Here is a 26,440-nt window from a genome sequence, read left to right on the forward strand (position 1 = left end):
GCTAGTTGAACGCGCGCTCGTCGACGAGGCCGCTCGACACGAGATCCTGCCAGAGCGCATCGGGCACGACCCTCTCGTAGCGCGCGACGGTATCGGGGATGTGCGCGGGGCGGGACGCCCCGACGACGACCGAGGCCACGCTCGGCTGCCGGAGCGCGAACGCGAGCGCCGCGTCCGGCAGCGAGACGCCGTGGCGCTCGCAGACGTCAGCAAGCGCGTTCGTCCGGGCAACGAGCTCGGCCGGCGCGTCCGCGTAGTTGTACTGTGCATCGGGAGCGGGGCGAGGCGTCGCGAGCAGGCCGGAGTTGTAGACGCCGGCCACCACGACCGACGCGTCTGCCGCACGTGCCGCGGGGAAGAGATCCGAGAGCGAGCCCTGCTCGAGCAGCGTGAACCGCCCGGCAACCATCACGAGGTCAGCGTCACCCTCGGCGATGAAGCGGGCGAGCATCGCTGACTGGTTCATGCCGGCGCCGAAGCTCGTGATCGTCCCCTCGGCGCGGAGCCGCTGGAGGGCGGGGACGGCGCCAGCGATCGCCTCATCCCAGTGCTCGTCGGGGTCGTGGATGAACGCGATGTCGATGCGGTCGAGGCCGAGACGCTCGAGGCTCTCCTCGATCGAGGTGAGCGTGCCTGCCGCGCTGTAGTCGAGGGCGCGCCGCTTCGTCGCGGGGACGGCGAACCCCTCGGTGTCCTCGCCGATGCCGCCGGGGTTCGGTCGGATGAGGCGCCCAACTTTCGTTGACACCACGTACTCGTCGCGCGGATAGCGGCGCAGCGCGGCCCCGAGGCGCTCCTCGGAGAGCCCGAGGCCGTAGTGCGGCGCGGTATCAAAGAACCGGATGCCCGCGGCCCACGCCGCGTCAACGATCTCGTCAACCGTCGCATCGGGCATTGCCCGATAGAGGTTGCCGAACTGTGCACCTCCGAGGCCGAGCTCGGTGAGCTCCAGGCCGGTGCGGGTCGTCCTCCGGGGAACGGTGATGCTCATGAGATCCTTTGCGTGCTGGTGTGGTCCTGGGGCGCGTTCGCGCGCGGGGCGCCGGCGGGCAGCGAGCCATCGATCGCCGCAGCGAGCCCGCGGTACCAGGAGCAGGCGGTGCCAGCCCAGATCGATGCCTGCTCGCCCTCACTGAGCGGCGCGATGACCTGCTCGGCGATCGACACGGTGGCTCCGTAGCCGCCGCCGAGGACGCTGACAGGCCAGTCGCTGCCGAACATCATGCGGGCGGGACCGAACGCCGCGAGCGCCACGCCAGCATACGGCGCGAGGCGGTCCGCGGTCATCGTGAGCGCGTCGAAGGTGAGAAACCCGGAGAGCTTGCATGCGACGTGCTCGTGGGCAGTGAACGCGGCGATGTCGTCGGCCCACGCCCGAAAGTCAGCCTCCCGCATGGTTGGCTTCGCGAGGTGATTGATGACCATCCGCGTCTCAGGGTTCGCGGCGGCGAGGCGCTCGGCGGCACCCAGATTCGCCGGGGTGAGCAGCAGATCGAGGGTGAGGTCGCGCCCCGCGAGGGCGCGGGCGAGCGCGTGGATCGGCGGGGAATCGAGGGAGTCAGGATCGGCGCTGTACTCCGCGGCAACGCGCACCCCGGCGAGGTACTCGCCACCGGGACCCGCGATGAGGGCGTCCAGCTGCTCGCCGGCCGGGCGGGGGTCGGCGTCGACGTCGATCCAGCCGACGACCGCCGCGAGGCGCGGGTCCGTGGCGGCGAGGGCGAGCACTTCGGGCGTCTCCGCAGGGTCGGGCACGGTCTGGACAAAGACGCCGTGCGTGACGCCCGACGGCTCGGCCGCGGCCGCCCAATCCTGCTGCGAGTAGGGGCCGCCGATGGCCACCTGCGTGGCGTCATCCATCCACCCCTGCGGGCGTACGGACTGATCCCACAGGTGGTGGTGTGCGTCGATTCTCATCGGTGATCCTCCGTGCAGGTGTGGGCGTCTTCGGGCCTCGCGCTACCCACAATATCGTGTATTGAATCAATATATCGTGCAGGATTCTCGCACGAGGGCGAGCCGCGGGCCGTGCGGCGGGGCGCATGCAAAACGGTGGCCCGGAGAAATCTCCGGGCCACCGTCTGTCCATGGGCCTCGCGACCCGCCTGCCTGGCTAGTCGCGGAAGATCGCGATGATTCGCAGGATCTCCAGGTAGAGCCACACGAGCGTGACAGTCAGACCGAACGCAGCCGACCAGCCCCACTTCTCGGGGACGCGGTTCTGCACGCCGTTCTGCACGAGTTCGAAGTCCATCACCAGCGAGTAGGCCGCGAGCAGCACTGCGAGGCCGCCGATGATGAGGCCAAGCGTGCCGCCGCGCAGGCCCCACGGGTCGGTGTTCAACCCGGTGATCATCACCACGAAGTTGATGAGAGAGAACACGAGGTAGCCGGCCATCGCAATGAGCACGATCTTGGTGAGACGCGGGCTCGTGCGCACCTTGCCGCTGCGGAAGAGCAGGAGCGTGACGCCGAACACGGCGAGCGTGCCGATCACGGCCTGCGAGACGATGCCCGGCAGGCGCGCCTCGAAGGTGCCGGAGATCGCGCCGAGGAAGAGCCCCTGGGCTGCCGCGTACGCGATGATGAGCGGAACGCTCGGCTCCTTCTTGAAGGAGTTCACGAGGCCGAGCACGAGGCCGGCGATCGCGCCTGGAATCATCAGGGCGGGCATCATCCAGCCGACCGCGCCGAGCGCGAGCACGATGACGAAGAGGAACACGGTCTTCGAGATCGTGTTCTCATAGGTCATCGGGCGATCCGACGGGGTGATGACGGGCGGCTGACCGGCGTCGGACGCGGACTGTGCCGGCACGTCGACGCCCGGACGGTTCGTCGTCGCCGCGGGCTGGTCGTAAATACGGTGCAGCTCCTCGGCAGTGAGGGTCTTACCGTTCAGTGCCGGGTTGTTGCTGAGTGCAGGATTGCTCATTCGCTGGGACCTTTCGAAGCGTAATCGGGCAATAATTCAAGTGTATAGATTCCGCGGCTTTCGATGCTGTGACTGTGCATGATGTTCGCTCACGGCGGCGCATCGGAAGGCCCTAGGCTGGTAGGCATGTCAGAGTCCCAGGCACATCCCCTCGTGATTGGGCACCGCGGTGCCCCGGGGTATCGCCCTGAACACTCCGAAGCCTCGTACCGGCTCGCTTTCGAGCTCGGCGCCGACGCCGTCGAGCCCGACGTCGTAGTGACGCGCGACGGGGTGCTCGTCGTGCGCCACGAGAACGAGATCTCGGGGACCACGGACGTTGCCTCCCACAAGGAGTTCAAGGGGCGCCGCACGACCAAGGTCGTCGATGGCGTCCGGATGACGGGCTGGTTCACGGAGGACTTCACCTGGGCGGAGCTCCGGACACTCAGGTGCGTCGAACGGCTCAAACGCGTGCGGGCCGACAACCGCGCCTACGACGGCCAGGAGCCCATGCTCCGCTTGCGCGACGTGCTGCGCATCGTCGACGATGAGAGCGCGCGGGGCGGCCGGGCGCTTGGGGTCGTGCTCGAGGTGAAGCACGCCGACTACTTCAGGTCGATCGGGTTCGACATCGCCGCGCTCATTCAAGACGAGCTCGCCACCACCGGTTGGGCGGACCGACCCGAGCGGCTCACGATCGAGTGCTTCGAACTCGGGGTACTCGTCAGGCTCAGGCAGGCCGGCGTGCGCGCGAGCTACGTGTTTCTCGCGGAACGCTCCGGCGCGCCAGCGGACGAGGTCGCGCACGCCCGGGAGAGCGGCGGGCGCGCGAACACCTACGAGTGGTACCGCAGCGACGCCGGCCTCGACTACCTGCGTTCGCGCGTCGACGGGATTAGCGTCGACAAGGGGAGCCTCATCCGTACGAACGCGATCGGGCTCGCGGCCGGGCCCGAGGATCTCGTTGCGCGCGCCCACGCGCGCGGCCTGCTCGTCTTTACCTGGACCCTCCGGCCAGAGAACCGGTATCTCAACCTGCGCTATCACTCGTCGCTCAGCGGCGCTGAGTGGGGTGACTGGCAATCGGAGTTCGCGCTGGTGCTCTCGTCCGGGGTCGACGGCATCTTCGTCGACCACCCAGACCTTGGCGTCGCCGCGCGCGAGGCGGAGTCAGTCGCCGGCTGATCCTGCGCGGGCCGCGGCCGTGCGGCGCGCGGGCTCGACGCACTCGCCGATGAGGTTCATCGGCATGAGATGCGCGATCTCCTCGGTGGTGAAGCCGCGGTCGAGCAGATAGCCGAGCTTCGCGATCGACGCCTCCACGGTGAGGTCGGCGCCGGCGATGACGCCCGCGGCCGCGAGCTGTCTCCCGACCGCGTAGCGGTCGGTGTCCACGCTGCCGAGGGCACACTGGGTGATCGCGACGACGGGCATCCGGTCGCTGATGGCGCGCAGCGCGTCCTTCATCCCCGGCTTCGACATCGGCGCGTTGCCGGCTCCGTAGCACTCGAGCACCATCGCGGCCGCCCCCGTCGACGAGAGCGCGAGAAGATCGGCCGCAGCGAGCCCCGGGGTGAAGCGGATCGCGGTGACGCGGGCGTGGTCGGCGCGCACGAGGGGCGCGTCCTCCGGGCTCCCGGGGAGCCCGCGCGGCGCAGCCCCGAGCTCGCGTTCTGCGCGGAACGCGGTGAGCGCCTCGGCGTCCGACTTGGTCACGCGCACGGCCGGCAGGATCTTGCCTCCGAACGCGACCGCGACCGGGGCGGAGGGGTTCGCCTGGGTGACCGCGCGGATCGCGAGCTGCAGGTTGTCGAACGCGTCGGTCGGCCTGGCGCCGTGGGCGAACTGGCTGCCCGTCACCACAACTGGCACGCCGAGGCCCGCGAGTTCGAACGCGAGTCGCGACGCCGTGTACGCGAGGGTGTCAGTGCCGTGCGTGACGACGACACCGCTCGCTCGCATCGCGCCGACCCTGGCGCGGAGCGCGCGGGCGATTTTCGGGGCGGTCTCCTCGTCGGCGTTCGCGCTGTCGATCGCGGGCTGGAGCTGGTTGACGCGTGCGCGGAACCCGAACCGCGAGGCAACCCTGTCGGCGCGTTCCTCGAGGATCTCAAGGAACGCGGGGTCTGGCTCGAGGCCGCCGCCAACGTCATGCATCCCGATCGTGCCGCCTGTGGCGAAAATGAGGATCGTCGGAAGCTCGGGCGGTGTCTTGCGCATCCACCCATTGTCTCGCATCGCGCAGTGCTCCGCGCGCCGATCGAGCGTCGCCCGTGCGAGGGTCGCCGCCTCGCGCGAGGTGCCGCAACGTCGGAGGCCCCGCCTACACTAGAAGGACGATGAGTGACTTCGAGCTTCTTGACCCAGGCGCAGCGTTCGGCGGCGCGCAGCCAGCAGACGGCGGCGACCCGCTGCTTGATGGACTCAACCCCGAGCAGCGGCGCGCAGTCGTCGCGCGCGGGCCCGCGCTGCTGATCGTCGCGGGGGCGGGGTCCGGCAAGACGCGCGTGCTCACGCACCGCATCGCGCACCTCATCCGCGAGAAGGAGGCCTGGCCGAGCCAGATCCTCGCGATCACCTTCACGAACAAGGCGGCCGCCGAGATGCGCGAGCGCCTCGGCGGGCTCCTCGGGTCGGGCGTCGAGGGCATGTGGGTGTCGACCTTCCACTCGGCGTGCGTGCGCATCCTGCGGCGGGAGGCCGAGCGCTTCGGGTACGTGTCTGGTTTCACGATCTACGATTCGGCAGACTCGCGCGCCTTGCTCAAGCGCATTATCAAAGACCTCGACGCCGATACCTACGGCTTCACGCCAGCGAACACGAGCGCAAAGATCTCGAAGCTGAAGAACGAGCTCTCGGACGCGACCGACTACGCCTCGACGATGAACGCGAGCGATCCGCGGGAGCGGCTGTTCACCGAGATCTTCACGGCTTACGAGCAGGAGCTGAAGCGGGCGAACGCGTTCGACTTCGACGACCTCATTGGCCAGACCGTGCAGCTGTTCCGCGCGCACCCCGACGTCGCCGCGATCTACAAGCGCAGGTTCCGCCACATCCTCGTCGACGAGTACCAAGATACGAACCACGCGCAGTACTCGCTCATCCGCGAGCTCACGAAGAGCGTCGAGCCCGAGCAGCTCGCGACGCTCGTGCCGCCGGTGCGTGAGCGCGAGCTCGATGGCCTCGGCCGGATTCCGGGCGCGAGCCTCACCGTCGTCGGCGACTCCGACCAGTCGATCTACGCCTTCCGTGGCGCCGACATCCGCAACATCGTCGAGTTTGAACGCGACTTCTCGAACGCTGAGGTTGTGAAGCTCGAGCAAAACTACCGGTCGACGCAGAACATCCTGAGCGCCGCGAACGCTGTCATCGGCAACAACTTCGATCGCCAGGACAAGAAGCTGTGGACAGCGGAGGGCGACGGCGACAAGATCGTCGGCTTCACCGGGTATTCGCAGCACGACGAGGCGCGCTTCGTCGCAGAGGAAATCGAGGACCTGCACCGCGACGGCATGGCGTACGGCGATATTGCGGTGTTCTACCGCACGAACTCGCAGACGCGAGCGCTGGAGGAGCTCCTCATCCGGTCGGCGATCCCGTACCGCGTGCTCGGCGGCACGAAGTTCTACGATCGCGCCGAGATCAAGGACGCGATGGCGTACCTCACGACGATCGCGAACCCGTTCGACCCGATCGCCTGGTCGCGCATGCTCGGCGCGCCGAAGCGCGGCGTCGGGCCGATGGCCGAGGCGCACCTCGCGAACTTCCAGGAGGCCGAGGGCGTCTCGTTCCATCAGGCGATGGAGCGTGCAGCCGAGATTCCTGCCCTCGGTCCGAAGATCCGCACGACCGTCGTCGAGCTCGCCGACATGCTCGCGCGAGCCACTGCGATGGCGCTCGGCGGTGGCGGCACCGAAGTGCTGCCGCCCGTCGCGGAGGAGGCCGACGACGAGACCTCGGACGCGTCGCGGAAGAAGCCCGCGCCCGTCGCCGACGTGCTCAAGCTCGTGCTCGACTCGACGGAGATGATCGAGAAGCTCCGCGCGAAGCGCGACCCGCAGGACGACGCACGCGCCGAGAACCTCGAGGAGCTGCTCGCGGTGGCCCGCGAGTTCGACGCGCAGCAGCCCGGCGCAGGGCTCCTCGCGTTCCTGACCGAGGTGTCGCTCGTGGCGGCGGCCGACGATCTCGACGATCAGAGCGGCACGGTCTCCCTGATGACCCTGCACACCGCGAAGGGGCTCGAATACCCCGCCGTGTTCATCACGGGCGTCGAGGAGGGACTCATCCCGCACCAGATGTCCGTCGACGAGCTCGGCGGCATCAACGAGGAGCGGCGGCTGATGTACGTCGGCATCACGCGGGCGCGGCAGAAGCTCTTCATCACGCTCGCTTCGACGCGCGCGACCTTCGGAGACATCGCGGTCGCGATGCCGTCGCGGTTCCTGCAGGAGATCCCGGAGAGCCTCATCGAGTGGCGGCAGTCCCCGGGCGAGGTCACCGGTCGGGGCGGCACGGCCTCGCGCGCGCTCAACGCTGGCCGCGCGCCGGGCGCCGGCGGATCGAGCGGCGCCTCCTGGTCGCGGAACCGGGACTCGCAGGTCTCGTTTGGCGCAGGCGGCGCGGGCGGCAGCTCCGCGGCCGTGTCCGAGCCCGCGAGCGGGAACATGCAGTCCGCGCTCGACAAGTGGCGTGAGCGCAAGCGGCTCGCCAAGGAGGCGCAGGCCGCGGGCGGCGGGTTCCCGAACACGATCGTCGGCAACATCCGAGACAACGGCGACCTCGAGCTCGCCCTCGGCGACAGGATCCGGCACGACGAATACGGTGAGGGCCGCGTCAACGCGGTGACGGGCGCCGGGTCGAAGCGCGTCGCACACGTCACGTTCGACAGCGTCGGCGAGCGCAAGCTGCTCGTGAAGCTCGCGCCGATCGAGAAGCTCTCGGAGTAGCCGGAGCACACACGCAGACGATGCCCGGTCGGGCGGCGGCCTCAGCAGAGGCCCCGCCCGACCGGGCATCGCGCGTAAGGTGTGGCGTCAGCCAGCGAGTTAGCCCGCGAGCTTCACGACGTAGCTCCCCGCGAGGAACAGCAGGAATGCGAGGCCGAAGAGCGCCAGTACCAGCTGCGGCGTCTTGATGCGCAGTGCACCGCGGTCGCGGTGCCTGCCGAGAAACACCATCACCGCGCCAATCAGCGGGACGACGATGATTGTCACGGCCTGCGCCGTGATGATGAGCTGGATCGGAATCCCGCCGAACGCCGTCGCGATGACGCCGCCGAGCACGATGACGAGCGAGATGCACGCCTTGACGGGTGCCGAGGCCAGCCCGCCGCCATCGAGCTTGAAGACGCCCGCGAGCATCGAGCCGCCGATCGTCGAGTTGCCGAGGAGCGAGGAGAACGCCGCAGCCCAGAGGCCGATCGCGAACAGCCAGACCGCCCACGAGCCGATCGGCTCGAGGATCTGGGCGAGCGCGGCGGGAGAGTTCGCCTCGATGCCTGCCGGGTTGAGCGTCGCGGCCGCGGCGATCATGATGACTGTCGAGAGGGCGCCGAGGATGAGCGTGCCGAGGACGGCGTCGCGGCGGGCGAGCTTGAAGTCGCCGCTCGTCCATCCCTTCTCGCGCACGAGCTGAATCTGGTAGAGCGCACCGACGATCGAGAACGTCGTCGCCGCGAGGCCGACGATGAGCGGAATCGACCCGTCGGGGATGGAGGGGACCAGGCCGCCGACGACCGCGCCGAGGTCGGGCTTGCTCACGACGGCCGTGGTAATCATCGCGACGAGGAGCACGATGATTACCACGACCATGAGCTTCTCGAGCGCGGGGTAAAACTTCGGAATCCACACGAAGATGAGGCCGATGACGGTGAACAGCACGGCGAAGAACCGGGGATCGCCGCCGAACAGGAGCTGGCCCGCCGCGCCCGTGCCGGCCGAGTTGCCCGCCTGAAACGAGGTCACCACGAGGAACGAGCCGAGACCGACGATGATCGCGACGATGCCGGTGAGGCGGTGGGCGACGGTGCCGAGGATGCTCTTGTCCGTCGTGAGACCGATGCGCACGCCGATGTTCACGAAGCAGAGCATGAGGATGGTTGCGATGACGGGAACCCAGATGAGCTCGTAGCCAAACGAGGCGCCCATCGCGCTCGCGGTCGCGATGGATCCCGGCCCGAAGACGAGCGCCGCCGTAATGAATGCCGGGCCGATGGAGCTGAAGAACCCGCGTTTGGGTGATGTCCCCGGGGCGGGGGATGTGGCAAGGGTGGAGGTCATCACTGACTCTTTTCTGTGTGGTGTGTTCCGCGCAGCGCCTGTGCTGCGCGGATGGTGTTCGTGGCGACAGCGCGTGCTGAGTCCCACGGCGCTGTCGCGCGGCCGCCTTGGGTGTTGTCGACCAGGGCGGCGGCGAGCTCCGCGAACCCGAGCGAATCGTGCGGGTGCGGAAACTCGAGGCTGACTGACAGGGTGCCGGTCGCGGTGAACACGTCGATCGCGTAGCGTTCGGGGCCCGGCGTCCCGGTGACGGTGATCCCGAACTGCACGTCGCGGCGATCCGGCACGGCGACGGTGCCGGCGAGCTGGGCCACCTCCTCGGACGCACTGCGCGACCCCGGGGAGCGGTGCGTCCACCCGGAGACGTCGCCGACGAGCTCGGCGCCTGGGAGCACAGCGTCAAGCATCTCCCACGCATGGATGCCCGCCGTGACGAGCGTGCCGCCGCCGCGCGCCGGATCGTCCTGCCACGCCCGGTCGGGCGCGAGGAACATCTCGATGTCGTGCTGGGCGAGCACGCGCACGCCCCACACCTCGCTGCCCGCGACGCGCGCGGCGAGGGCGCGGAGCGCGGGGGCAAACCTGAGCACTGAGGATGTGCCGACCCGATCCTGATCGCCGGCGATTGCCGCCTCCCACGCCGCCAGCTGCGCCGCCGTGCCCGCGACGACCTTGTTCGCGAAGACGAGCGCGCCCGTCGTCGCGAGCAGCTCGCGCACGAACGGGGCGGTCTCGTGCGGGCGGGCGGTGAGGATCACGAGGTCCGGTCGGGTGTCGGCGAGTGCCGCGAGGGTGGGAGCGATCTCGCAGCCGAAGCGCGCCGCGAACGCTGTCGCGAGCGCTGCATCGGAGTCGAAGACCCCCACCAACTCGACGGGGGAGCCCGCGTCGCGCAGCCGCGCGAGATTGCTCGCGTCGCTCACCGGGTGTGAGTGCGCGAGGCCCGCGAAGGCGATCCGGATCGGGGTCATGACGAGCTACCGCAGCCAGGAATCGAGATGCTCGGCGATGAACGCGTCGTCGCCGAGGTCGGGATACGCCAGCCGTACGCGGCGGATCTCTTCTGCCTGGCCCGGGGAGAGCCCCTCAGCCGGGTCGAGGCACCAGACGCCCTCGAGCAGGCCCTGCTGGCGGAGCACCTCGTGCACCCCAGCGATGACGCCCGCGAAGTCATTGGCCGGGTCGAACACCGCCTGGTTGAAGTCGACCATGTCCGCGCTCGCGCGATTGAGCGCTGCGAGCGCCTCGAGGTCGCCGTCGGCCGCCCGATGCGCCTGCTCGAGGAGGGCGACCGCAGCGCGGGTGCCGACGGCCCACTGGCCGAGCAGGCCGCCGACGAAGCGGAGCGTGGTCGGCCCGGCCGGTGTCGAGACGTGAAACTCGGACTGCAGATCGGACACGATCGCGTCGTCGTTGCCCGTGTACAGGGCGACCTCGTGCGCGCGGCCTGACGCCGCCACGCCGCGGACGAGCTCGAGGGTGCGGTACCTGTCGAACGGTGCGGCCTTCACCGCGACCACGGCAGGGATCGCGGCGAACTCCCGCCAGAAGTCGCGGGAGAGGGTCGGGCCGCCGATCGCGGTCTGCAGGTAGAAGCCGACGAGGGGAAGCACCTCGCCGATGGCGCGGGCGCGCTCGAGCAGCGACTGCTCGGTCGCTCCCTCGACCCGCGGGCTCACGAGCACGGCATCGTAGCCGAGGTCGCGCGCGAGTTCGGCCTCGGCGACGGCCTGCGCCGTGTCGCCGGTGACGCCGGCGATGCGCAGCACGCTGTCGTCAGCATTGGCCGCGATCTCCTCCGCGGCGATGCGCAGCACCGGCTCGAAGAGATTGTGTTCGGGATCCCGGATCTCGAACTGCGTCGTGTGCACGCCAACCGCCAGCCCGCCGGCGCCTGCGGCGAGGTAGTAGCGGGTGAGCGCTCGCTGGCGGCGCTCGTCGAGCGTCCGCTCGGCGGTGAGCGCGAGCGGCTGCGCCGGAATGACAACGCCCCGGCTGAGGGCCTCACGCGCGGCGGGCCGGAGGGTGGGGACCGTGGACATCTAGAACTTCCCGTCTCGGACGGCCCACTTCGTGGGCTTAGCGGTCATCGGCAGGCCGGCCTCGATCCACTGCGCCTGCCACTCGATGAGTGTCTGCGCGGAGACCGACGGGTATCCGAAGAGCGCCATGCAGCGGCTCGAGTCGTTAAGGAGCGCCGTCGGCTGCGGCTCCCCGACGATCGTGACGTCGCGCCCGAGCAGGCCGCCAAAGCGCTGCGCCACGGCCTCGACCGATAGCGTCTCGGGGCCCGTGAGATTGATGGTGAACACATCGGCGGACGCGTGGGTGAGGCTTCGCAGCACGACCTCGTTCGCGTAGCCCTGCCAGACGACGTTGACGTTCGCGGTGTCGACGGACACCGGCTCGCCCGCGTGCACGGCCGATCCGATATCGGCGAGCACGCCGTAGCGGAGGTCGACCGCGTAGTTCAGGCGAACGATCGAGACGCGGGTGCCGCGCTCCTGTGCGGCGAACTCGAAGACCCGCTCGCGGCCGAGGCACGACTGCGCATACTCGCCGATCGGCGCCGGGGCGACGTCCTCGGAGGCGCCTCCGGATGAGGCCGGGACGAATGGGTACACGTTACCCGTGGAGAGCGCGGCGATGGCGCTGGTGCGGTAGCGGCGTGCGATCCGGTCGGGCAGGGCAGCGTTCACCTCCCACGCCCACGAGGGGCTTGTCGCGGCACCGAACTTCGCGCCGACCATGAAGACGACGTTCGGGGCGTCGGGGAGCGCGTCGAGGCTGTCGTTCTCGACGAGATCGAACGGGATCACCTCGACGCCAGCCTGCGTCAGGCGCTCGCGGACGCTCGCCTCACCGAAACGCGAGACCGCGTAGACGGTGTCGTTCTCGCGCCCGGCCGCGTTCAGGGCGTTGCGTGCGAGGACGGCGAGCGTCGGCCCCATCTTGCCGCCGGCGCCGAGGATCACGAGGTCGCCCGCGCCCTTCGCGAAGTCTTCGACGAGGCCTGCGCTTGGAGCGACGAGTCGCGCCTCAAGCTCGGCTTCGGATGTAAAACCCTGTGACATTCTCGATCCTCCATTGGTTCGTTCACGAGCGATTCGCTTGAGAGAAATTAAACACTACGATGTGATAATTCGCAATGTGGGTAGTGTTGGCGCGGAAACACGCGGAAAGATGACTGGATCGTTCTGGCAATGCCGAGACATATTGGCGCAATTCTCGCTGTTGCGCATGCCTTCTTGACTATGATGATGGCCACCGCGCGGCGCCGCCCGCGCCCGGACGGTTTGGAGGTGCACCGTGGCGAAGACGAACCCGCCGTCGATTGCGGCGCGAGTGGCGCTGCAACTACGCGACAGTGGCCCAGACTCCGTGAACGGCATCGCCGCGGGGCTCGAGCTCTCGCGCACGTCGGTCGAGAACGTGCTCGGCGCGCTCACCATCTCAGGCGCAGTGACGCGCACAACCGTGACGGGGGCGGGCGTCGGTCGCCCGTCGCGCCTCTACGCGTTCGACGCGGCAGCCGGGTACGTTGCGGGGGTCGACGTCGGAAACGCCAGCACGCGCGTCGTCATCTCCAACCTCTCAGGGGCGGTGATCGCCGACCATGCAGGCCGCGGCGTCGGTGAGTTCGCCGACGGTGCGGCAAAGCTTGCCTGCGTGACGGGGGAGGTCACGGCCGCGTTCGCTGCGGCATCGCTGCCACTCGACGCGCTCCGGGCGGTCGGGCTCTCGCTGCCCGGGATCGTGAACGAGGCGGGGCTCGTGCTCACCTCCGTCGTGATTCCGGAATGGTCGGGCGCCGACATCGGCGGGCACCTGCGTGAGGCGCTCGGGGCCCCGGTCTCCGTCGACAACGGTGTTCGTCTCGCGGCGGTCGCGGAGCACCACCTCGGGGCGGCGCAACTCGTGAACGATGTGCTCTACGTCTCGGTCGGCAACAGGATCGCGATGGGGCTCATCGTCGACGGGAGGCCGCGTCGCGGGGCGCACAACGCCGCGGGCGACATTGGCAGGCTGGCGTTTTCGGGGGTCGATCCGGTGACTGGACAGATCGAGTGGCAGAGCGCGGGCGGGGCCGCCGAAGTCTTCGAACGCGCCCGGTCGGGAGACGACAGCGCAATCGCCGAACTGCACGCGTTCGTCGAGGGATTCGCTCGCTCGCTCGCAACGCTCATCCTCGCAATCGACCCCGGCAAGGTCGTGATCGGGGGAGGGCTGTCGCGCGCCCATGAGGAATTTCTGCTCCCGCTCAGCGCTGCAGTGGCCCGCCACATTCGCCTGCCGTTCGAGTTTCCGCTCGTCGCGGCGCGGCTCGGGGGCGAAGCCGCCGCGCACGGCGCGCTCGTGCACGCGTTCCGCCGGTCCGCGTTCGAGATCTACGGGATCGAAGAGATGGGCGTGCCGCGCATCACCCCCGTGCGGAACTGAGTAGCGAATCGGGTTCCTGTGAGATGGCGGTGTTAGACTTGCTCCCGGTCGACATTTCTCTCGACATCGAGACATTTTTGCCTCGGGTAACCCAACATCCCAAGCAGAAGGACAGTACGTGGATCTGTACGAGTACCAGGCACGCGATCTTTTCGAACGATACGGGGTGCCGGTGCTCCCCGGCATCGTCGCTGACACCCCGGAGGAGGTGCGTGCAGCAGCCGAGAAGCTTGGTGGCGTCGTCGTCGTCAAGGCTCAGGTAAAGGTCGGCGGTCGCGGCAAGGCCGGCGGCGTGAAGGTCGCAAAGAACCCCGACGAGGCGTTCGAGGCAGCACAGGCGATCCTCGGCCTCGACATCAAGGGCCACACCGTAAACCGCGTCATGGTGGCCGCGGGCGCAGACATCAAGGAGGAGTTCTACTTCTCCGTGCTGCTCGACCGGGCAAACCGCTCCTACCTCTCGCTGTGCAGCGTTGAGGGCGGCATGGAGATCGAGGTCCTCGCGGTCGAGAAGCCCGAGGCGCTCGCACGCATCGAGATCGATCCGATCTCGGGCATCGACGCGGCGAAGGCTGAAGAGATTGCACGCGCGGCGAAGTTCCCTGAGGAGCTCGTCGGCAAGGTTGTGCCTGTCTTCCAGAAGCTGTACGAGGTGTACGTCGGCGAAGACGCGACGCTCGTCGAGGTCAACCCCCTCGTGCTCACCGGCGAGGGCGACATCGTCGCGCTCGACGGCAAGGTCTCGCTCGACGAGAACGCTGACTTCCGTCAGCCGGATCACGTTGAGCTCGAGGACAAGAGCGCAGAGGATCCGCTGGAGGCGAAGGCCAAGGCGCAGGACCTCAACTACGTGAAGCTCGACGGTGAGGTCGGTGTCATCGGTAACGGTGCTGGCCTCGTGATGTCGACGCTCGACGTCGTCGCGTACGCGGGCGAGAACCACGGCAACGTGAAGCCCGCGAACTTCCTCGACATTGGCGGCGGCGCGTCGGCTGAGGTCATGGCCGCAGGCCTTGACGTCATCCTCGGCGACCCGCAGGTGAAGTCGGTGTTCGTGAACGTCTTCGGCGGCATCACCGCGTGCGACGCCGTGGCAAACGGTATCGTCGGCGCACTCGAGAAGCTCGGCGACGCTGCGAACAAGCCGCTCGTTGTGCGTCTCGACGGCAACAACGTCGAGGAGGGTCGTCGCATCCTCAACGAGGCGAACCACCCGCTCGTGACCCAGGCCGCCACGATGGACGAGGGCGCCGACAAGGCCGCTGAGCTCGCCAACGCACGCTGAACCGCCCCCTGGAACTAGAAGGAATTACAGAACTATGTCGATCTTCCTGAACAAGGATTCAAAGGTCATCGTCCAGGGCATCACCGGCGGCGAGGGCACCAAGCACACCGCGCGCATGCTTGCCGCTGGCACCCAGGTCGTCGGTGGCGTGAACGCCCGCAAGGCCGGCACCACCGTGTCGCACGTTGACGCCGACGGCAACACCGTCGAGCTTCCCGTGTTCGCTTCGGTCGCCGAGGCGATGGAGGCGACCGGCGCTGACGTTTCGGTTGCATTCGTGCCGCCCGCCTTCACCAAGGACGCAGCGATCGAGGCCATCGACGCGAGCATCGGCCTCCTCGTCATCATCACCGAGGGCGTGCCCGTGAAGGACTCGGCTGAGCTCTGGGCTCACGCCAAGGCCACCGGTGGCAAGACCCGCATCATCGGCCCGAACTGCCCCGGCATCATCACCCCGGGCGAGGCCCTCGCAGGCATCACGCCCGCGACGATCACCGGCAAGGGCCCGATCGGCCTCGTGTCGAAGTCGGGTACCCTCACCTACCAGATGATGTACGAGCTCCGTGACCTCGGCTTCTCGACCGCGATCGGTATCGGCGGCGACCCCGTCATCGGCACCACGCACATCGACGCACTCGAGGCGTTCGAGAACGACCCCGAGACCAAGGCGATCGTGATGATCGGCGAGATCGGCGGCGACGCCGAGGAGCGCGCGGCCGAGTACATCAAGGCGAACGTCACGAAGCCGGTTGTTGGCTACGTTGCCGGCTTCACCGCTCCCGAGGGCAAGACGATGGGCCACGCTGGCGCGATCGTCTCGGGCTCGGCTGGTACCGCGCAGGCAAAGAAAGAGGCCCTCGAGGCCGCCGGCGTGAAGGTTGGCAAGACGCCGACCGAGACCGCTGAACTGCTGCGCGCTGCGTTCGCACAGCTGTAACCGCCAAGCGTTGACGCATAGGACCCCGCCGGCTACTGTCGGCGGGGTCCTATGCGTTGTGGCGTGTGCCAGGTTGGGGTCTCCTGCCGCCCCGGACACTCGACCATGCGTGCCCAGCCCCGCCAACGCACACCTTTCTCGCAAGACCACACCATAATTAGGGTAATTAACGTGTGATCTTGCGAGAAAGGTGTGCACCGGCGGGGGAGGCGAAACCCAGGCGCGGGGGCGAGAAGTGAGGCACCGGGATGGCCCCAGCACCCGGCGGGGCGAGAGGCCCGACCCCAGCGCCAGGCGCCGGGGCGCGCCGGCCGCGCGCAGCCTAGAAGGCTGCCGGAACGTCGAACTCCTCGAGCACGGCGCGCACTTCGTCGCTGTGGAACGCCTTCGCGAGGGCCTTCACCTCCGGGGAGTCCTGGTTGTCGTTGCGGCTCACGAGTGAGACCGCGAACTGCGGATCCTGTTCGACTGCGATCGCGTCCTCGCCGGGCACGAGGCCGAGCTGTCGGGCGAACGTGCCGTGCAGGAAGACGCCGTCGGCCTCGGGGTAGGCGGCGTTCAGCTGCATGAGGTCGACCTCGGTGAACTGCAGGTTCTTCGGGTTGTCGATGACGTCCTTAACCGTGACCTCCCAGGTGTCGACCTTCGGGTCGAGCTTGATAAGGCCGGCGGCAGCGTACATCTGCAGTGCGCGGGACTGGTTCGAGACATCCTGGGGCACCACAATGTGGCCGCCGTCGGGAATGTCCTCCATGCTGTCGTGCTTACTCGAGTACGTCCCGACGACTGTGAGGTAGACGGGCTCGATCGCGACAAGCGAGGCGTTGTTGCCGGCGTTGAAGTCCTCCATGAATGGCGGGTGCTGCACGAAGTTCGCGTCGAGCTCGCCCGCCGCGAGCATCGTGTTCGGCTGCACGTAGTCCGCAACCTCGACGAGCTCGATCGAGTACGGCGCTTCGATCGCCTCGGCCGCGGCGCGCACCACCTCGGGCATGGGTGTCGTCGTCGCCGCGACCTTGAGCACCTGCGTGTCGCCGTCTCCCGCGGCCGTGCTGTCGGCGTTCGGGGCGGCGGAGCAGCCGGCGAGCGCCAGCGCCGCGGTGGTGAGGGCGGCCGCGGCCGCGAGTCGGGCCATGCGTGCTGGGGTGGATCGAATCATGGTGTGCATCCTTTCGGGCCGCGCGATGCCGCGGCGGGTCAGCGCTTGTCGAGCGCGCGTGAGATCTTCAGACCGAGCGCCTGCAGCAAGATGACGCAGGCGACGATGAGCAGGATCGTGGTGTACATGAGGGTGAAGTCGTATCGCTGGTAGCCGTAGCGCATCGCGAAGTCCCCGATCCCGCCGCCACCGACGACGCCGAGCACCGTCGAATAGGAGACGAAGCTCACTGTCGCGGAGGTCAGCGCGTACACGAGGCCAGAGCGCCCGTCGACGAGGAGGAACCGGAACACGGTTTGTGGGACCGTCGCACCCATCGACGCCGCCGCCTGCCAGAGGCCGCTGGGCAGCTCGAGGAGGATCTGCTCGGTCAAGCGCGCATAGATGGCGACGGCGACAAAGGCGAGCGGAAAGGTCGCCGCGACGGTGCCGAAGCTCGTGCCGAAGACGAGGCGGGTGAGCGGAATCATGAAGACCACAAACAGCAGGAACGGGAACGACCTGAACACGGTGACGTAGAGGTCGGCGACAAGCCAGACGCCCCGGTTCTCGAGGATCCCGCCGGCCCGGGTGAGCGTGATCACCACGCCGAGCGGGAGCCCGATGAGCACCGCGACGACGATGGAAGTGAGCACCATGTAGCCGGTCTCGGCCATCGCGGTGCCGATCTCGGCGCCGTGCTCGCCGAACACGCGCTGGATCTCGGTGAGGATTGCGTTCATCGCTGCAGCTCCGCTCTCACGTGCTCGACGTAGCTGAGCTCTCGCGAGCCTGTCTGCGCCTCGACCGCGATGATGTCGCGCAGCTCGCCCGCCTCGAAGATCGCGGCCGAGTCGCAGATCCGCTTCACGGCGTCGAGCTCGTGCGTGACGAGCACGATGCTCGTGCCGAACTCCGCGCGGGTGGCGCCGAGCAGCGTGAGGATCTCGCCCGTGGTGTGCGTGTCGAGCGCTGAGGTCGGTTCGTCGCAGAGCAGCATCGTCGGGTGGGTGGCGAGGGCTCGCGCGATGGCGACGCGCTGCTTCTCGCCGCCGGAGAGCTGGGCCGGGTAGTGGTCGAGGCGCGGGCCGAGTCCGACAAAGTCGACGAGCTCGGCGACGCGCCGTGACACCTCGGCGCCCCGGCCCCGCTGCAGCCTGAGCGGCAGCGCGATGTTGTCGCGCACGGTGAGGTTGCCGACGAGGTTGAACGATTGGAAGACGACGCCGATCCGGTGGCGCACCGCGTTGAGCTCCCGCTTCGTGAGCGTCGAAAGATCGATGCCGTCGAACAGGACCCGCCCGCTCGTGGGGTGGTCGAGCCCGTTCATCATGCGAAGCAGCGTCGACTTGCCAGCGCCGCTCTCGCCGACGACGCCGAACACCGCGCCGCGCGGCACGGTGAGCGAGACGTCCGAGAGTGCGGTCACCGGCTGATCGCCGCCCTCAAACGTTCGGGTGACGCGAACGAACTCCACGGCGGGAGCTGTCGGGGGGATCATCGTGTATGCATTCGGGTGACTCGGGCTTTCGGAGGGGAGTGCGAGGCGGGTGCGCCGTGCGGCGGCGGCCCGGTCCGCGGACAGCCCTGCTAGCATGACACATTTCTTGGACTGCGTCTAACTTGTGGGTACAGTGGTGGTGAACGCATGAAGGGAGCCCACATGGATGAGCCGCGCGCAGCAGGATCCGCCGCTGTAGGCCCAGCGCTCTACACCGCGGTCGCCCGGAACTCGACCGGTGTCACCGGCGAGAGCGTGGCGGACGGTGGGCTCACGGTGTCCGTCGCCGCGCCCCCAACTCGCGCGGATGCGGCGGCGCCCGCGGGCACGACCAACCCCGAGGAACTCCTTGCGCTCTCGTGGGCGACCTGCCTCAACGCCGCGGCGCGCGTCGTCGCCGGGCCGGGGATCGAGGTGTCGGCACGCGTCGAGATCTCGCTGCACGCGCGCGGGTCGGGGGACGGGTTCGAGTTCTCCGGGCGGGCGGAGCTCTACTTTGACGGTGTCGAGGACGCGCGCGCGGCAGCGCTGGCTGACGCCGCCCACGCGCGATGCCCCGTCTCGCGGATGCTTGCGGGGACGTCCCGCGTCGAGGTCAGCGCCGTGAGCGTTCCGCGCTGAACCATCCGGGGCGGCGAACGCTGCGCTGCACGCCCGGCGCGCGTCACGAAACGCAACACAGCGCCGCGTCGGGCCGCAGCCGGGGGATACTGGAGACATGAGCGACAGCCAGGTCCAGGGAGCCCACCTCGTGGGAAGCATCAACTTTGACGAGGCCGCGCAGACGATGCGCGTCGCGGCCGAGGAGCTCGGTGGTCTGCTTCGCAGGATCCCGGACGGCGAGGTCGGTGAGCGGTTCCACTGGATCCTGTTCCAGGCCGACAGGATTGGCGCAGCCGAAGGGATCGAACGCGTCGGGGATACGCCGATCCCAATGCGCATGCTCGACATCCGCCCGGTGAGGCTCGCGCCGGGCGTGCAGGCCGCGGATATTGTGCTGCCGCCCCTCGGATACGCGGAGGCCGCACTCGAATCCTGGCGCAGCTTTAGCGAGCTCAAGGCCGCCGGGGTGATTCCCGGGGCGACGCGCTTCCAGGTCTCGCTGCCCACACCGCTCGGCGTCGTGGCGAGCCTGGTGGCCGCAGACGATCGCGAGGCGTTTGAGCCCGTCTACGAGCGCGCGCTCGCCGCAGAACTCGCCGAGATCGTCGCCGCGATCCCGGCCGAGGAGCTCGCGATCCAGTGGGACGCGGCACTCGAGTTCGCCATCCTCGAGGGGCTCACCGCGCACACCGGTCAGCCCTACGAGTGGTTCGGCGACGTCTGGGAGGAGACGAGCGAGCGGCTCGCCAGGCAGATCGACAGGGTCCCGCTCGCTGTCGAGGTCGGCGTGCACCTCTGCTACGGCGATGTCGCAGAGAAGCACTTCGTTGAGCCGCGCGACGCGGCGAACCTCACCCGCTTCGCGAACGCCGTCGTCGCGAAGGCCGAGCGTGATCTCACCTGGCTGCACCTCCCTGTCCCGATCGAGCGGGACGACGCCGAGTTCTTCGCGCCGCTCGCCGACCTCAGCCTGCCCGAAACGAGCGAGCTCTACCTCGGTCTCGTGCACCGGGAGGACGGGGCCGAGGGCGCGACCCGCCGAATTGCGGCGGCCTCGGCCGTGCTCACGCGCGACTTCGGCGTCGCCACCGAGTGCGGGTTCGGCCGCGCGCCCGAGGGCACCACGGTGCCGCTGTTCGAGACACACCGGGCGGTCGCCGCAGCCTGGTAGTCGCCCGGTCATCGCCGGGTAGACTTTCCGACGATGAGAGCAATACTGACCGGGGTTGTCGCAACAATTGAGGCCGTCGCGGTCGCGCTTGCCTCGCTGCTTGCCGTCGCGGCGTACGCGTTCCTGGTGTGGTGGCTCGGCTTCGGGCTCGCCGCCGAGCCGGGCGCCGTCTTTGGCGGCGCGGGCGCGGCGTGGCTGCTCGCGCACTTTGTGCCCCTCTCCGCGGAGATCTCCGCGGAGGCGATGCAGGTGCTCGGGTTCGCGCCCGAGGCGTTAACGTTCACGGTGTCGCTCGCTCCGCTCGGGCTCACGCTCGCGACGGCGGCGTTTGCCGCGCGCGCTGGGTGGCGCTTCGGCGCACGCGGCGGCGCTGGCGGGCTCGGCGTGCTCGGCGGTGCGGTCGGGTTTGGCGCCGTCGCTGCGGTCGTCGCCTCCGCCGTGGCGCCCGGTGGCGGGGTCTCGATCGGGATCGGCTGGCTCGCTGCCGCTGGATGCGCCGCAGTCGTCTATGGCGCGCCGTCTGGCGTCGCCTACCTCGCCAGGGCTGCGCGCGACGAGCATCCCTGGTGGATCGCGGCGATCGGCGCGACCGAGACGGCGCTCGGCAAGCTCCGGATCCCGCGCCCCGCTATCGTCACCCGGGTCGCCGGACAGGCCGTGCGGCTCGCGGCTGCGCTGGTCACCGGGTACGTCGGGATCGCCGCGCTCGGATTCGCGCTCACGCTGTTGACCCGCTTCGCGCTCGTGATCGCGGCGTCGGAGGCGCTGCAGCTCGACCTCACCGGAACGATCCTGATGTTCCTGTTGCAGCTCGTGCTGCTGCCCGTCTTCGTGATCTGGAGCGGTGCGTGGCTCACCGGCTCGGGCTTTGCCGTCGGCGTCGGCAGCTCGGCGTCGCCATTCGGGCAGCTCCTCGGCCCGATGCCTGGCATCCCGGTGCTCGCCGCGATCCCGGACGGCTGGGGGAGCGTCGCGGTGCTCGCGCCGCTGCTGCTCGTGCTCCTCGGGATCGCGCTCGGGATCGGGCTCGGAGACGCCGCGCGCCGCCAGTCCATGACGCGCCTGGTCTCCCAGATCGTGGGGGCGGCGATACTCGCCGGGCTCACCATCGCGCTGCTGAACTGGACTGCGACGGGAGCGCTCGGCCCCGGCCGACTCGAAGCTGTCGGACCCGACGTGTGGCCGGCCGCGGGCCTCGCCGCCGCTGAGCTCGGGCTCGGCTGCCTGCTCGGCGCCCTGGCGGCGCGCGCCGACATCGCGCGCCGGGTCGTCGCCGGGCCGGGCGAGGTCGCAGCGCGCCTCGGGTTCCGCGAGGACGGTGCGGGCGCTGATCCTGATCTGCGTGCCCGCGTGAGTGAGCTGCCCGACGCGGCCACGCCGGCTCCGTCGACCGGGCCAGCCGCGGATGCGGCGGACCCCGAGGTGCCCGAGGGCCCCGAGGAGTGGCTTGCGCCTGTGGCACCCCTCGTCCCGCACGGCGGGGCGGAGGCGGACGCCGACGACCAGCTCACCGAGCCGCTCGACTTCGACCCTCCGACGGCGCGCGGCGCTGGCTCCGACGCGGGCGTCGCGCCGGGCGACGACGCCGAAGCGCCAACTGGCGACGAGGCGCCCCAGGGCGACGCCGCCGCGGCAGAGGCCGAACTCTTCGACCAGCACGCGGCGACCGGGCCGGTTGACACGGTCCCGGCCGACGCCGCAGCCGACCGGCAGGCGAGCCAGGAGGCCGACGCCGAGATCGACGCGGACGCGCTCATTGAGGCGTACTCCTGGGACAACGTCGACCTCGAGCCAGGCCGCGACGACGACGAGAAGCGGGCCGGCTGGCGCTGGCCCGGCCGCAAGGGCTAGGCTGAGGGAGCAATCCACGGGAGTCCCGGCGCGCGGGGCTGAGAGGGAGCACGCGTGCTCCGACCGTTCAACCTGATCTGGTTCATGCCAGCGGAGGAAGGACTCTTCTCGTTATGCGTACACGTGCACGCTCACACACCACTGCCGCGCTGCTTGCGCTCCCACTGACCGCGCTGCTCGCGCTCGCGGGCTGCGCAGGCGCGCCCGACGGCCCCGCGGACGGCGGCGACTCGAAGAAGGTCTCGCTCGTGGTCCACGACAGCTTCGTCGACGGCGACGAGTTCTCGAAGCTCGCGAGCGCCGCTACGGGCTACGACGTCGAGGTGCTCACCGCCGGCGACGGCGGCGAACTCGCGAACAAGCTCGTGCTCACCAAGGGCGCGCCGATCGCCGACGCCTTCTTCGGCGTCGACAACACGCTGGTCTCCCGCGTCATTGATAACGACGTCGCGGAGCCGTTGCCCGCCGACATGCTGACCGGCGACGGCCTCAAGCTCGCCACCGAGCTCGCGACGGACGGCGCCGAGGCCGGCACCGTCCCGGTGGCGCCGATCGACCGCGGCGCGACCTGCGTGAACATCGACACCGCATGGTTCGCGGAGCAGGGCGTCGCCGAGCCTCAGACGTTCGACGACCTCGCGGATCCCGCCTACAAAGACCTCACGGTGCTGCTCGACCCGACAGCGTCGAGCACCGGCGCGTCGTTCATGATTGCCACGATCGCGGAGTTCGGCGAGGACGGCTTCGTCGACTACTGGAAGCGTCTCGAGCAGAACGGCGCCCGCACCGTGCAGGGCTGGACCGAGGCCTACAACACCGAGTTCACCGGCGTGAGCGACACGGGAACGCGGCCGATCGTTGTCTCGTATTCGACGTCGCCGGCGTTCACCGTGAACGACGACGAGAGCGCCTCGACGACACGCGCACTGCTCGACACCTGCTCGCAGCAGGTCGAGTACGCCGGCGTGCTCGCGGGCAGCGAGAACCCCGAGGGCGCGCGCGCAGTCGTCGACTACCTGCTGTCCGAGGAGTTCCAGTCGGGCATCGCCGACACCATGTACATGTACCCGATCGACGAAAACGTCGAGCTGCCGTCGAGCTGGGCGAAGTTCGCGCCGCTGCCCGACGCGGGCCAGACGCACGACCTTCCCGCCGCCGAGATCCAGGCAGGCCTCGACGGCTGGCTGCGCACCCTCGGCGACGCCGTCGGGCTGTAACCGCCCGACGACAGAGCACGGAGGAAGCCGCGGTGCGCGCACTCACACGTCGCCCGCTCGGGCCGTTGGCCTGGGGGCTCGCCGCGGCGATCCCCGTGCTCTTCGTCGGGGTGTTCTTCCTCTGGCCGGTCATCGCGCTCGTCGCGACCGGGCTGACGAGCGGAGGCCAGCTCGACCTCGGCGGTATCCCCGAGGTGCTCGGGCTCGAACGCAGCTGGCGGGTGCTCGGGAACACGCTCGTGCAGGCAAGCCTTGCGACGCTTGTCGCGATCCTGCTCGGCGTCCCCGCGGCCTACGTGCTCTACCGGCTCGAGTTCCGCGGCCGCGGGGCGCTGCGGGCGCTGCTGACGGTCCCCTTCGTGCTCCCCGCCGTGGTCGTCGGCGTCGCATTCACCGCGCTGTACGGCCCAGGGGGAGCGCTGCACTGGCTGGGCCTTGACCGCTCGCTCGTGGTCGTGGTGCTCGCCCTCGCGTTCTTCAACGTGACGGTCGTCGCCCGCACCGTCGGCGGGTACTGGGCGCAGCTCGATACCCGCCAGGGGCAGGCGGCGCGCACGCTTGGGGCGGGCCCGGTGCGCGTCTTCATGACGGTGACGCTGCCCGCGCTCGGCCCGGCGCTCGCGTCGGCCGGGGCGCTCGTGTTTCTCTTCTGCGCGACCTCGTTTGGTGTCGTGCTGATCCTCGGCGGGCGCGAGTTCGCGAACATCGAAACCGAGGTGTATCGGCTCACCGTGCAGTTCCTCGACCTGCGCTCAGCGGCCGTGCTCTCACTCGTGCAGTTCGCGATTGTCGCGCTCGCGCTCGTCGTGTCCGCGCTCCTGCGTGGCCGCAACGAACGCGCCCACGAGGTCCGGGTCGAGGTGCGCGCGCCGCGCAGGGGCGACGCGCCCGTGCTCGCCGTGTTCGGCCTCACCGTGCTGCTCCTGCACGTGCTGCCGATCGGCGCGCTCCTGTGGCGGTCCCTCCAGGGCCCGCGCGGCACCGGCGTCTCGCTTGCACACTATCGGGCGCTCTTCGACCCGCCCGCGAGCTCGCCGCTGCACGGCTCCGTCGTGGACTCGGCGCTGCTGTCGTTCGGGATCGCGTGCGTCGCAACCCTCATCGCCGTGACGCTCGGCATGCTCGTGTCGCTGGTCGTGTCGCGGCGGCCCCGGTCCGCGGCGTTGCGCCGGGGCATCGCCATCTACGACGCCGCGATCATGCTGCCACTCGGCATCTCGGCGGTGACGCTCGGATTCGGGCTGCTCCTGACGATGCACAAGCCGCTCGGCATCGGCTTCGACCTGCGCACCTCCGTCGTGCTCATCCCGATCGCGCAGGCGCTCGTCGCGCTGCCGCTCGTCGTGCGCACGCTCACGCCGGTGCTGCGCTCGATCGACACGCGCACCCGGGAGGCCGCCATGATGCTCGGGGCGTCGCCGCTCCGGGTGCTGCGCACCATCGACTTCGCGCTGCTCGGCCGGTCGGCGGGCCTCGCGCTCGGGTTCGCGTTCGCCGTGTCGCTCGGCGAGTTCGGGGCGACCGCGTTCCTCGTGCGACCGGACGCGCAGACGCTGCCCGTCGCGATCGCGGCGCTCGTCGGCAGCCCGGACCCCGCGAGCTATGGCATGGCGCTCGCCGCCTCGGTGGTGCTGGGCGCGCTCGCAGCGGGCATCATGGTCATAGCTGAACGCTGGCGGGTAGACCGCGGAGTAGGAGGAAGCTGGTGATTGCACAGGCCACCACTGGGGCATCGACCGGGTTGAGCGTCGTCGACGTCAGCGTGGCGTACCGCCGCGACGAGCTCGTCGTGCGCGACGCGAGTTTCGACGTGCCACGCGGCGAGGTCGTCGCCCTGCTCGGTCCGTCGGGCTGCGGAAAATCGACGCTGCTGCGCGCTATCGCCGGGCTCGAGCCACTCTCGACCGGATCCGTGAGCTGGGCGGGGGACGACCTGGTCGGCGTGCCGCCGCACCGCCGGGAGTTCGGGCTTGTCTTTCAAGACGGCCAGCTGTTCACGCACCGCTCCGTCGGCGAGAACATCGCGTACGGCCTTCGGGTGAAGCGCTGGCCGCGCGCCGAGCGCGACGCACGGGTCGCAGAGCTGCTCGACCTTGTCGGGCTCACGGGCTTCACGAACCGCGCCGTCACCGAGTTGTCGGGCGGGCAGCGGCAGCGGGTCGCACTCGCGCGGGCGCTCGCGCCAAGCCCGCGGCTGCTGCTGCTCGATGAGCCGCTCTCCGCGCTCGACCGCGAGCTGCGCGACCGGCTCGCGCAGGAACTCGCTGCGCTGCTGCGGGCGACGCAGACGACCGCGGTCCTCGTCACCCACGACGAAGGCGAGGCCGAGACCATCGCCGACCGGGTGCTGCGCATGCGCGACGGGCGGGTTGCTGGGTGAGCGGGCAGCTCGCCGTCCCGTCGATGACGCCCCTCGCCGCCAGACTGGCACACCGCGTGCTCGCCGGGCGCGTATCGGTTCAGCCGCAGGGTGCCTGGCCGCGCACGATCTTCATCGACGGACGCTCCGGCTCCGGGAAGACGACCCTCGCTGAGGCGATCGTGGAACGCCTCGCAGCCCAGGGCCTGCCCGCACCCCAGATCGTTGGCATGGACGAGCTGTACCCGGGCTGGGATGGGCTCGCCGCGGGGAGTGCTGCGGTTCCGGGGCTGCTGCGATCTGGCGTCTACCGGCGCTACGACTGGCACGCGGAGGACTTCTCCCCGGAAGTCGCCCTCGACAAGGAGGCGCCCCTGATCATCGAAGGATGCGGCTCGATCAGCGCCCGTGCGCTCGCAGCGGCGCGACACCTGGGCCCTGTGTATGCCGTGTGGGTCGAGTGCCCTGCGAACGTGCGGCGTGAACGTGCGCTCGCCCGTGACGGTGAGATGTTCGCCCCTCATTGGGAGCGCTGGGCCGAGCAGGAGGTGCGGCATTTCGCGAGCACCCAGCCGGTGGCGCGGGCGCACGAGGTGGTGCACGTCGCGGGCTGAGGCTCCGGCTGAGGGGTCGTGGCTTCGTGTCGCTCCCAGATCTTCGGATCTGCAGTCGGTATCGCCGAACCGTCGGCGGCCGGCATATACACTGCCGATCCCAGGCCGTGGTGCTGACGGCTGGCGGCC

Annotated in this window: 23 protein-coding genes and 1 riboswitch; of the genes, 12 read left to right on the plus strand and 11 right to left on the minus strand. The window is 69.6% G+C overall.

Annotated elements, in window-relative coordinates; genetic code table 11:
- Position 1: 1 nt before the first annotated feature.
- The 3 genes from BJ960_RS05100 to BJ960_RS05110 all read right to left on the minus strand — a co-directional run bounded on the left by BJ960_RS05100 (position 2) and on the right by BJ960_RS05110 (position 2,932).
- Positions 2–991 (minus strand): aldo/keto reductase, encoded by a 990-nt coding sequence (locus BJ960_RS05100; RefSeq protein ID WP_185986493.1) that lies wholly within the window; start codon positions 989–991, stop codon positions 2–4.
- Positions 988–1,917, minus strand: coding sequence for an amidohydrolase family protein (locus tag BJ960_RS05105; RefSeq protein WP_185986494.1), 930 nt, complete (start codon positions 1,915–1,917; stop codon positions 988–990). Before BJ960_RS05105 ends, BJ960_RS05100 begins: the two co-directional genes overlap by 4 nt.
- A 196-nt stretch (positions 1,918–2,113) precedes the next feature.
- On the minus strand, positions 2,114–2,932 hold the full coding sequence (locus tag BJ960_RS05110; RefSeq protein ID WP_121077552.1) for a Bax inhibitor-1/YccA family protein: 819 nt from the start codon (positions 2,930–2,932) through the stop codon (positions 2,114–2,116).
- A gap of 126 nt (positions 2,933–3,058) precedes the next feature.
- Between BJ960_RS05110 and BJ960_RS05115 the strand changes: the two genes are divergently transcribed.
- Positions 3,059–4,099 (plus strand): glycerophosphodiester phosphodiesterase family protein, encoded by a 1,041-nt coding sequence (locus BJ960_RS05115; protein ID WP_185986495.1) that lies wholly within the window; start codon positions 3,059–3,061, stop codon positions 4,097–4,099.
- Here BJ960_RS05115 and BJ960_RS05120 read toward each other — a convergent pair.
- Positions 4,085–5,134, minus strand: coding sequence for an asparaginase domain-containing protein (locus BJ960_RS05120; RefSeq protein WP_221936276.1), 1,050 nt, complete (start codon positions 5,132–5,134; stop codon positions 4,085–4,087). The genes BJ960_RS05115 and BJ960_RS05120 overlap by 15 nt on opposite strands.
- A gap of 119 nt (positions 5,135–5,253) precedes the next feature.
- Between BJ960_RS05120 and BJ960_RS05125 the strand changes: the two genes are divergently transcribed.
- Positions 5,254–7,863 carry an ATP-dependent helicase gene (locus tag BJ960_RS05125; protein ID WP_185986496.1) on the plus strand — a complete coding sequence of 870 codons (2,610 nt, stop codon included), beginning with the start codon at positions 5,254–5,256 and terminating at the stop codon, positions 7,861–7,863.
- A gap of 99 nt (positions 7,864–7,962) precedes the next feature.
- Here the strand turns inward: BJ960_RS05125 and BJ960_RS05130 are convergent, their stop codons facing one another.
- From BJ960_RS05130 to BJ960_RS05145, 4 genes are read right to left on the minus strand one after another with little or no spacing between them, the layout of a single operon-like run.
- The gene (locus BJ960_RS05130) at positions 7,963–9,195 is read right to left on the minus strand and encodes an Nramp family divalent metal transporter (protein ID WP_185986497.1); all 1,233 of its coding nucleotides are present in this window, start codon (positions 9,193–9,195) and stop codon (positions 7,963–7,965) included.
- A complete protein-coding gene (locus BJ960_RS05135; RefSeq protein ID WP_185986498.1) occupies positions 9,195–10,166 on the minus strand; it encodes a Gfo/Idh/MocA family oxidoreductase in 972 nt (323 codons plus the stop codon). The genes BJ960_RS05130 and BJ960_RS05135 overlap by 1 nt, the downstream gene beginning before the upstream one ends.
- A gap of 6 nt (positions 10,167–10,172) precedes the next feature.
- Positions 10,173–11,237 (minus strand): dihydrodipicolinate synthase family protein, encoded by a 1,065-nt coding sequence (locus tag BJ960_RS05140; RefSeq protein ID WP_185986499.1) that lies wholly within the window; start codon positions 11,235–11,237, stop codon positions 10,173–10,175.
- Positions 11,238–12,269 carry an NAD-dependent epimerase/dehydratase family protein gene (locus BJ960_RS05145; RefSeq protein ID WP_185986500.1) on the minus strand — a complete coding sequence of 344 codons (1,032 nt, stop codon included), beginning with the start codon at positions 12,267–12,269 and terminating at the stop codon, positions 11,238–11,240.
- A 235-nt stretch (positions 12,270–12,504) separates the two neighbouring features.
- On the opposite strand from BJ960_RS05145, the gene BJ960_RS05150 reads away from it, so the two are divergent.
- From BJ960_RS05150 to sucD, 3 genes are all read left to right on the plus strand, one after another.
- Positions 12,505–13,635: an ROK family transcriptional regulator gene (locus BJ960_RS05150; protein WP_185986501.1), complete on the plus strand. Its 1,131-nt coding sequence runs from the start codon at positions 12,505–12,507 to the stop codon at positions 13,633–13,635.
- A gap of 118 nt (positions 13,636–13,753) precedes the next feature.
- Positions 13,754–14,920 (plus strand): ADP-forming succinate--CoA ligase subunit beta, encoded by a 1,167-nt coding sequence (gene sucC / locus BJ960_RS05155; RefSeq protein WP_185986502.1) that lies wholly within the window; start codon positions 13,754–13,756, stop codon positions 14,918–14,920.
- A 34-nt stretch (positions 14,921–14,954) separates the two neighbouring features.
- Positions 14,955–15,857: a succinate--CoA ligase subunit alpha gene (gene sucD / locus BJ960_RS05160; protein WP_121077533.1), complete on the plus strand. Its 903-nt coding sequence runs from the start codon at positions 14,955–14,957 to the stop codon at positions 15,855–15,857.
- Positions 15,858–16,179: 322 nt separating this feature from the next.
- Here sucD and BJ960_RS05165 read toward each other — a convergent pair whose 3' ends face one another.
- The 3 genes from BJ960_RS05165 to BJ960_RS05175 are packed head-to-tail and all read right to left on the minus strand — an operon-like array spanning position 16,180 to position 18,496.
- Positions 16,180–17,016, minus strand: coding sequence for a MetQ/NlpA family ABC transporter substrate-binding protein (locus BJ960_RS05165; protein WP_237463638.1), 837 nt, complete (start codon positions 17,014–17,016; stop codon positions 16,180–16,182).
- A 38-nt stretch (positions 17,017–17,054) separates the two neighbouring features.
- The gene (locus tag BJ960_RS05170) at positions 17,055–17,738 is read right to left on the minus strand and encodes a methionine ABC transporter permease (protein ID WP_185986503.1); all 684 of its coding nucleotides are present in this window, start codon (positions 17,736–17,738) and stop codon (positions 17,055–17,057) included.
- Positions 17,735–18,496, minus strand: a complete 762-nt coding sequence (locus BJ960_RS05175) for a methionine ABC transporter ATP-binding protein (protein WP_185986504.1) — start codon at positions 18,494–18,496, stop codon at positions 17,735–17,737. Before BJ960_RS05175 ends, BJ960_RS05170 begins: the two co-directional genes overlap by 4 nt.
- 162 nt (positions 18,497–18,658) lie before the next feature.
- Between BJ960_RS05175 and BJ960_RS05180 the strand changes: the two genes are divergently transcribed.
- From BJ960_RS05180 to BJ960_RS05210, 7 genes are all read left to right on the plus strand, one after another.
- On the plus strand, positions 18,659–19,117 hold the full coding sequence (locus tag BJ960_RS05180) for an OsmC family protein (RefSeq protein WP_185986505.1): 459 nt from the start codon (positions 18,659–18,661) through the stop codon (positions 19,115–19,117).
- A gap of 97 nt (positions 19,118–19,214) precedes the next feature.
- Positions 19,215–20,270: a hypothetical protein gene (locus BJ960_RS05185; protein ID WP_185986506.1), complete on the plus strand. Its 1,056-nt coding sequence runs from the start codon at positions 19,215–19,217 to the stop codon at positions 20,268–20,270.
- A gap of 33 nt (positions 20,271–20,303) precedes the next feature.
- A complete protein-coding gene (locus BJ960_RS05190; protein ID WP_185986507.1) occupies positions 20,304–22,121 on the plus strand; it encodes a cell division protein PerM in 1,818 nt (605 codons plus the stop codon).
- 6 nt (positions 22,122–22,127) lie between these two features.
- Positions 22,128–22,237: riboswitch (TPP riboswitch) on the plus strand.
- Complete coding sequence (locus tag BJ960_RS05195; RefSeq protein WP_185986508.1) at positions 22,235–23,338, plus strand: thiamine ABC transporter substrate-binding protein; 1,104 nt, start codon at positions 22,235–22,237, stop codon at positions 23,336–23,338. (Overlaps the previous riboswitch by 3 nt.)
- Positions 23,339–23,370: 32 nt before the next feature.
- Entirely contained in the window at positions 23,371–25,047 is a 1,677-nt protein-coding gene (locus BJ960_RS05200) for an ABC transporter permease (protein WP_185986509.1), read from the plus strand.
- Positions 25,044–25,718 carry an ABC transporter ATP-binding protein gene (locus BJ960_RS05205; protein WP_307814672.1) on the plus strand — a complete coding sequence of 225 codons (675 nt, stop codon included), beginning with the start codon at positions 25,044–25,046 and terminating at the stop codon, positions 25,716–25,718. The genes BJ960_RS05200 and BJ960_RS05205 overlap by 4 nt, the downstream gene beginning before the upstream one ends.
- On the plus strand, positions 25,715–26,311 hold the full coding sequence (locus tag BJ960_RS05210) for an AAA family ATPase (RefSeq protein ID WP_221936277.1): 597 nt from the start codon (positions 25,715–25,717) through the stop codon (positions 26,309–26,311). The genes BJ960_RS05205 and BJ960_RS05210 overlap by 4 nt, the downstream gene beginning before the upstream one ends.
- Positions 26,312–26,440: the final 129 nt, after the last annotated feature.

The sequence above is a fragment of the Leucobacter aridicollis genome, from assembly GCF_013409595.1.
In the GTDB taxonomy this organism is placed as follows: Bacteria; Actinomycetota; Actinomycetes; order Actinomycetales; family Microbacteriaceae; genus Leucobacter; species Leucobacter aridicollis.

What these genes read in the sequence shown, in the direction of transcription:
- BJ960_RS05190 (WP_185986507.1), top strand. Translation starts at nt 20,304, where the DNA reads ATGAGAGCAATACTGACCGGGGTTGTCGCAACAATTGAGGCCGTCGCG.
- sucD (WP_121077533.1), top strand. Translation starts at nt 14,955, where the DNA reads ATGTCGATCTTCCTGAACAAGGATTCAAAGGTCATCGTCCAGGGCATC.
- BJ960_RS05110 (WP_121077552.1), bottom strand. Translation starts at nt 2,932, where the DNA reads ATGAGCAATCCTGCACTCAGCAACAACCCGGCACTGAACGGTAAGACC.
- BJ960_RS05115 (WP_185986495.1), top strand. Translation starts at nt 3,059, where the DNA reads ATGTCAGAGTCCCAGGCACATCCCCTCGTGATTGGGCACCGCGGTGCC.
- BJ960_RS05180 (WP_185986505.1), top strand. Translation starts at nt 18,659, where the DNA reads ATGGATGAGCCGCGCGCAGCAGGATCCGCCGCTGTAGGCCCAGCGCTC.
- BJ960_RS05120 (WP_221936276.1), bottom strand. Translation starts at nt 5,134, where the DNA reads ATGCGCAAGACACCGCCCGAGCTTCCGACGATCCTCATTTTCGCCACA.
- BJ960_RS05195 (WP_185986508.1), top strand. Translation starts at nt 22,235, where the DNA reads ATGCGTACACGTGCACGCTCACACACCACTGCCGCGCTGCTTGCGCTC.
- BJ960_RS05130 (WP_185986497.1), bottom strand. Translation starts at nt 9,195, where the DNA reads ATGACCTCCACCCTTGCCACATCCCCCGCCCCGGGGACATCACCCAAA.
- BJ960_RS05140 (WP_185986499.1), bottom strand. Translation starts at nt 11,237, where the DNA reads ATGTCCACGGTCCCCACCCTCCGGCCCGCCGCGCGTGAGGCCCTCAGC.
- BJ960_RS05145 (WP_185986500.1), bottom strand. Translation starts at nt 12,269, where the DNA reads ATGTCACAGGGTTTTACATCCGAAGCCGAGCTTGAGGCGCGACTCGTC.
- BJ960_RS05105 (WP_185986494.1), bottom strand. Translation starts at nt 1,917, where the DNA reads ATGAGAATCGACGCACACCACCACCTGTGGGATCAGTCCGTACGCCCG.
- BJ960_RS05175 (WP_185986504.1), bottom strand. Translation starts at nt 18,496, where the DNA reads ATGATCCCCCCGACAGCTCCCGCCGTGGAGTTCGTTCGCGTCACCCGA.
- BJ960_RS05170 (WP_185986503.1), bottom strand. Translation starts at nt 17,738, where the DNA reads ATGAACGCAATCCTCACCGAGATCCAGCGCGTGTTCGGCGAGCACGGC.
- BJ960_RS05185 (WP_185986506.1), top strand. Translation starts at nt 19,215, where the DNA reads ATGAGCGACAGCCAGGTCCAGGGAGCCCACCTCGTGGGAAGCATCAAC.
- BJ960_RS05100 (WP_185986493.1), bottom strand. Translation starts at nt 991, where the DNA reads ATGAGCATCACCGTTCCCCGGAGGACGACCCGCACCGGCCTGGAGCTC.
- BJ960_RS05165 (WP_237463638.1), bottom strand. Translation starts at nt 17,016, where the DNA reads ATGATTCGATCCACCCCAGCACGCATGGCCCGACTCGCGGCCGCGGCC.
- BJ960_RS05125 (WP_185986496.1), top strand. Translation starts at nt 5,254, where the DNA reads ATGAGTGACTTCGAGCTTCTTGACCCAGGCGCAGCGTTCGGCGGCGCG.
- BJ960_RS05135 (WP_185986498.1), bottom strand. Translation starts at nt 10,166, where the DNA reads ATGACCCCGATCCGGATCGCCTTCGCGGGCCTCGCGCACTCACACCCG.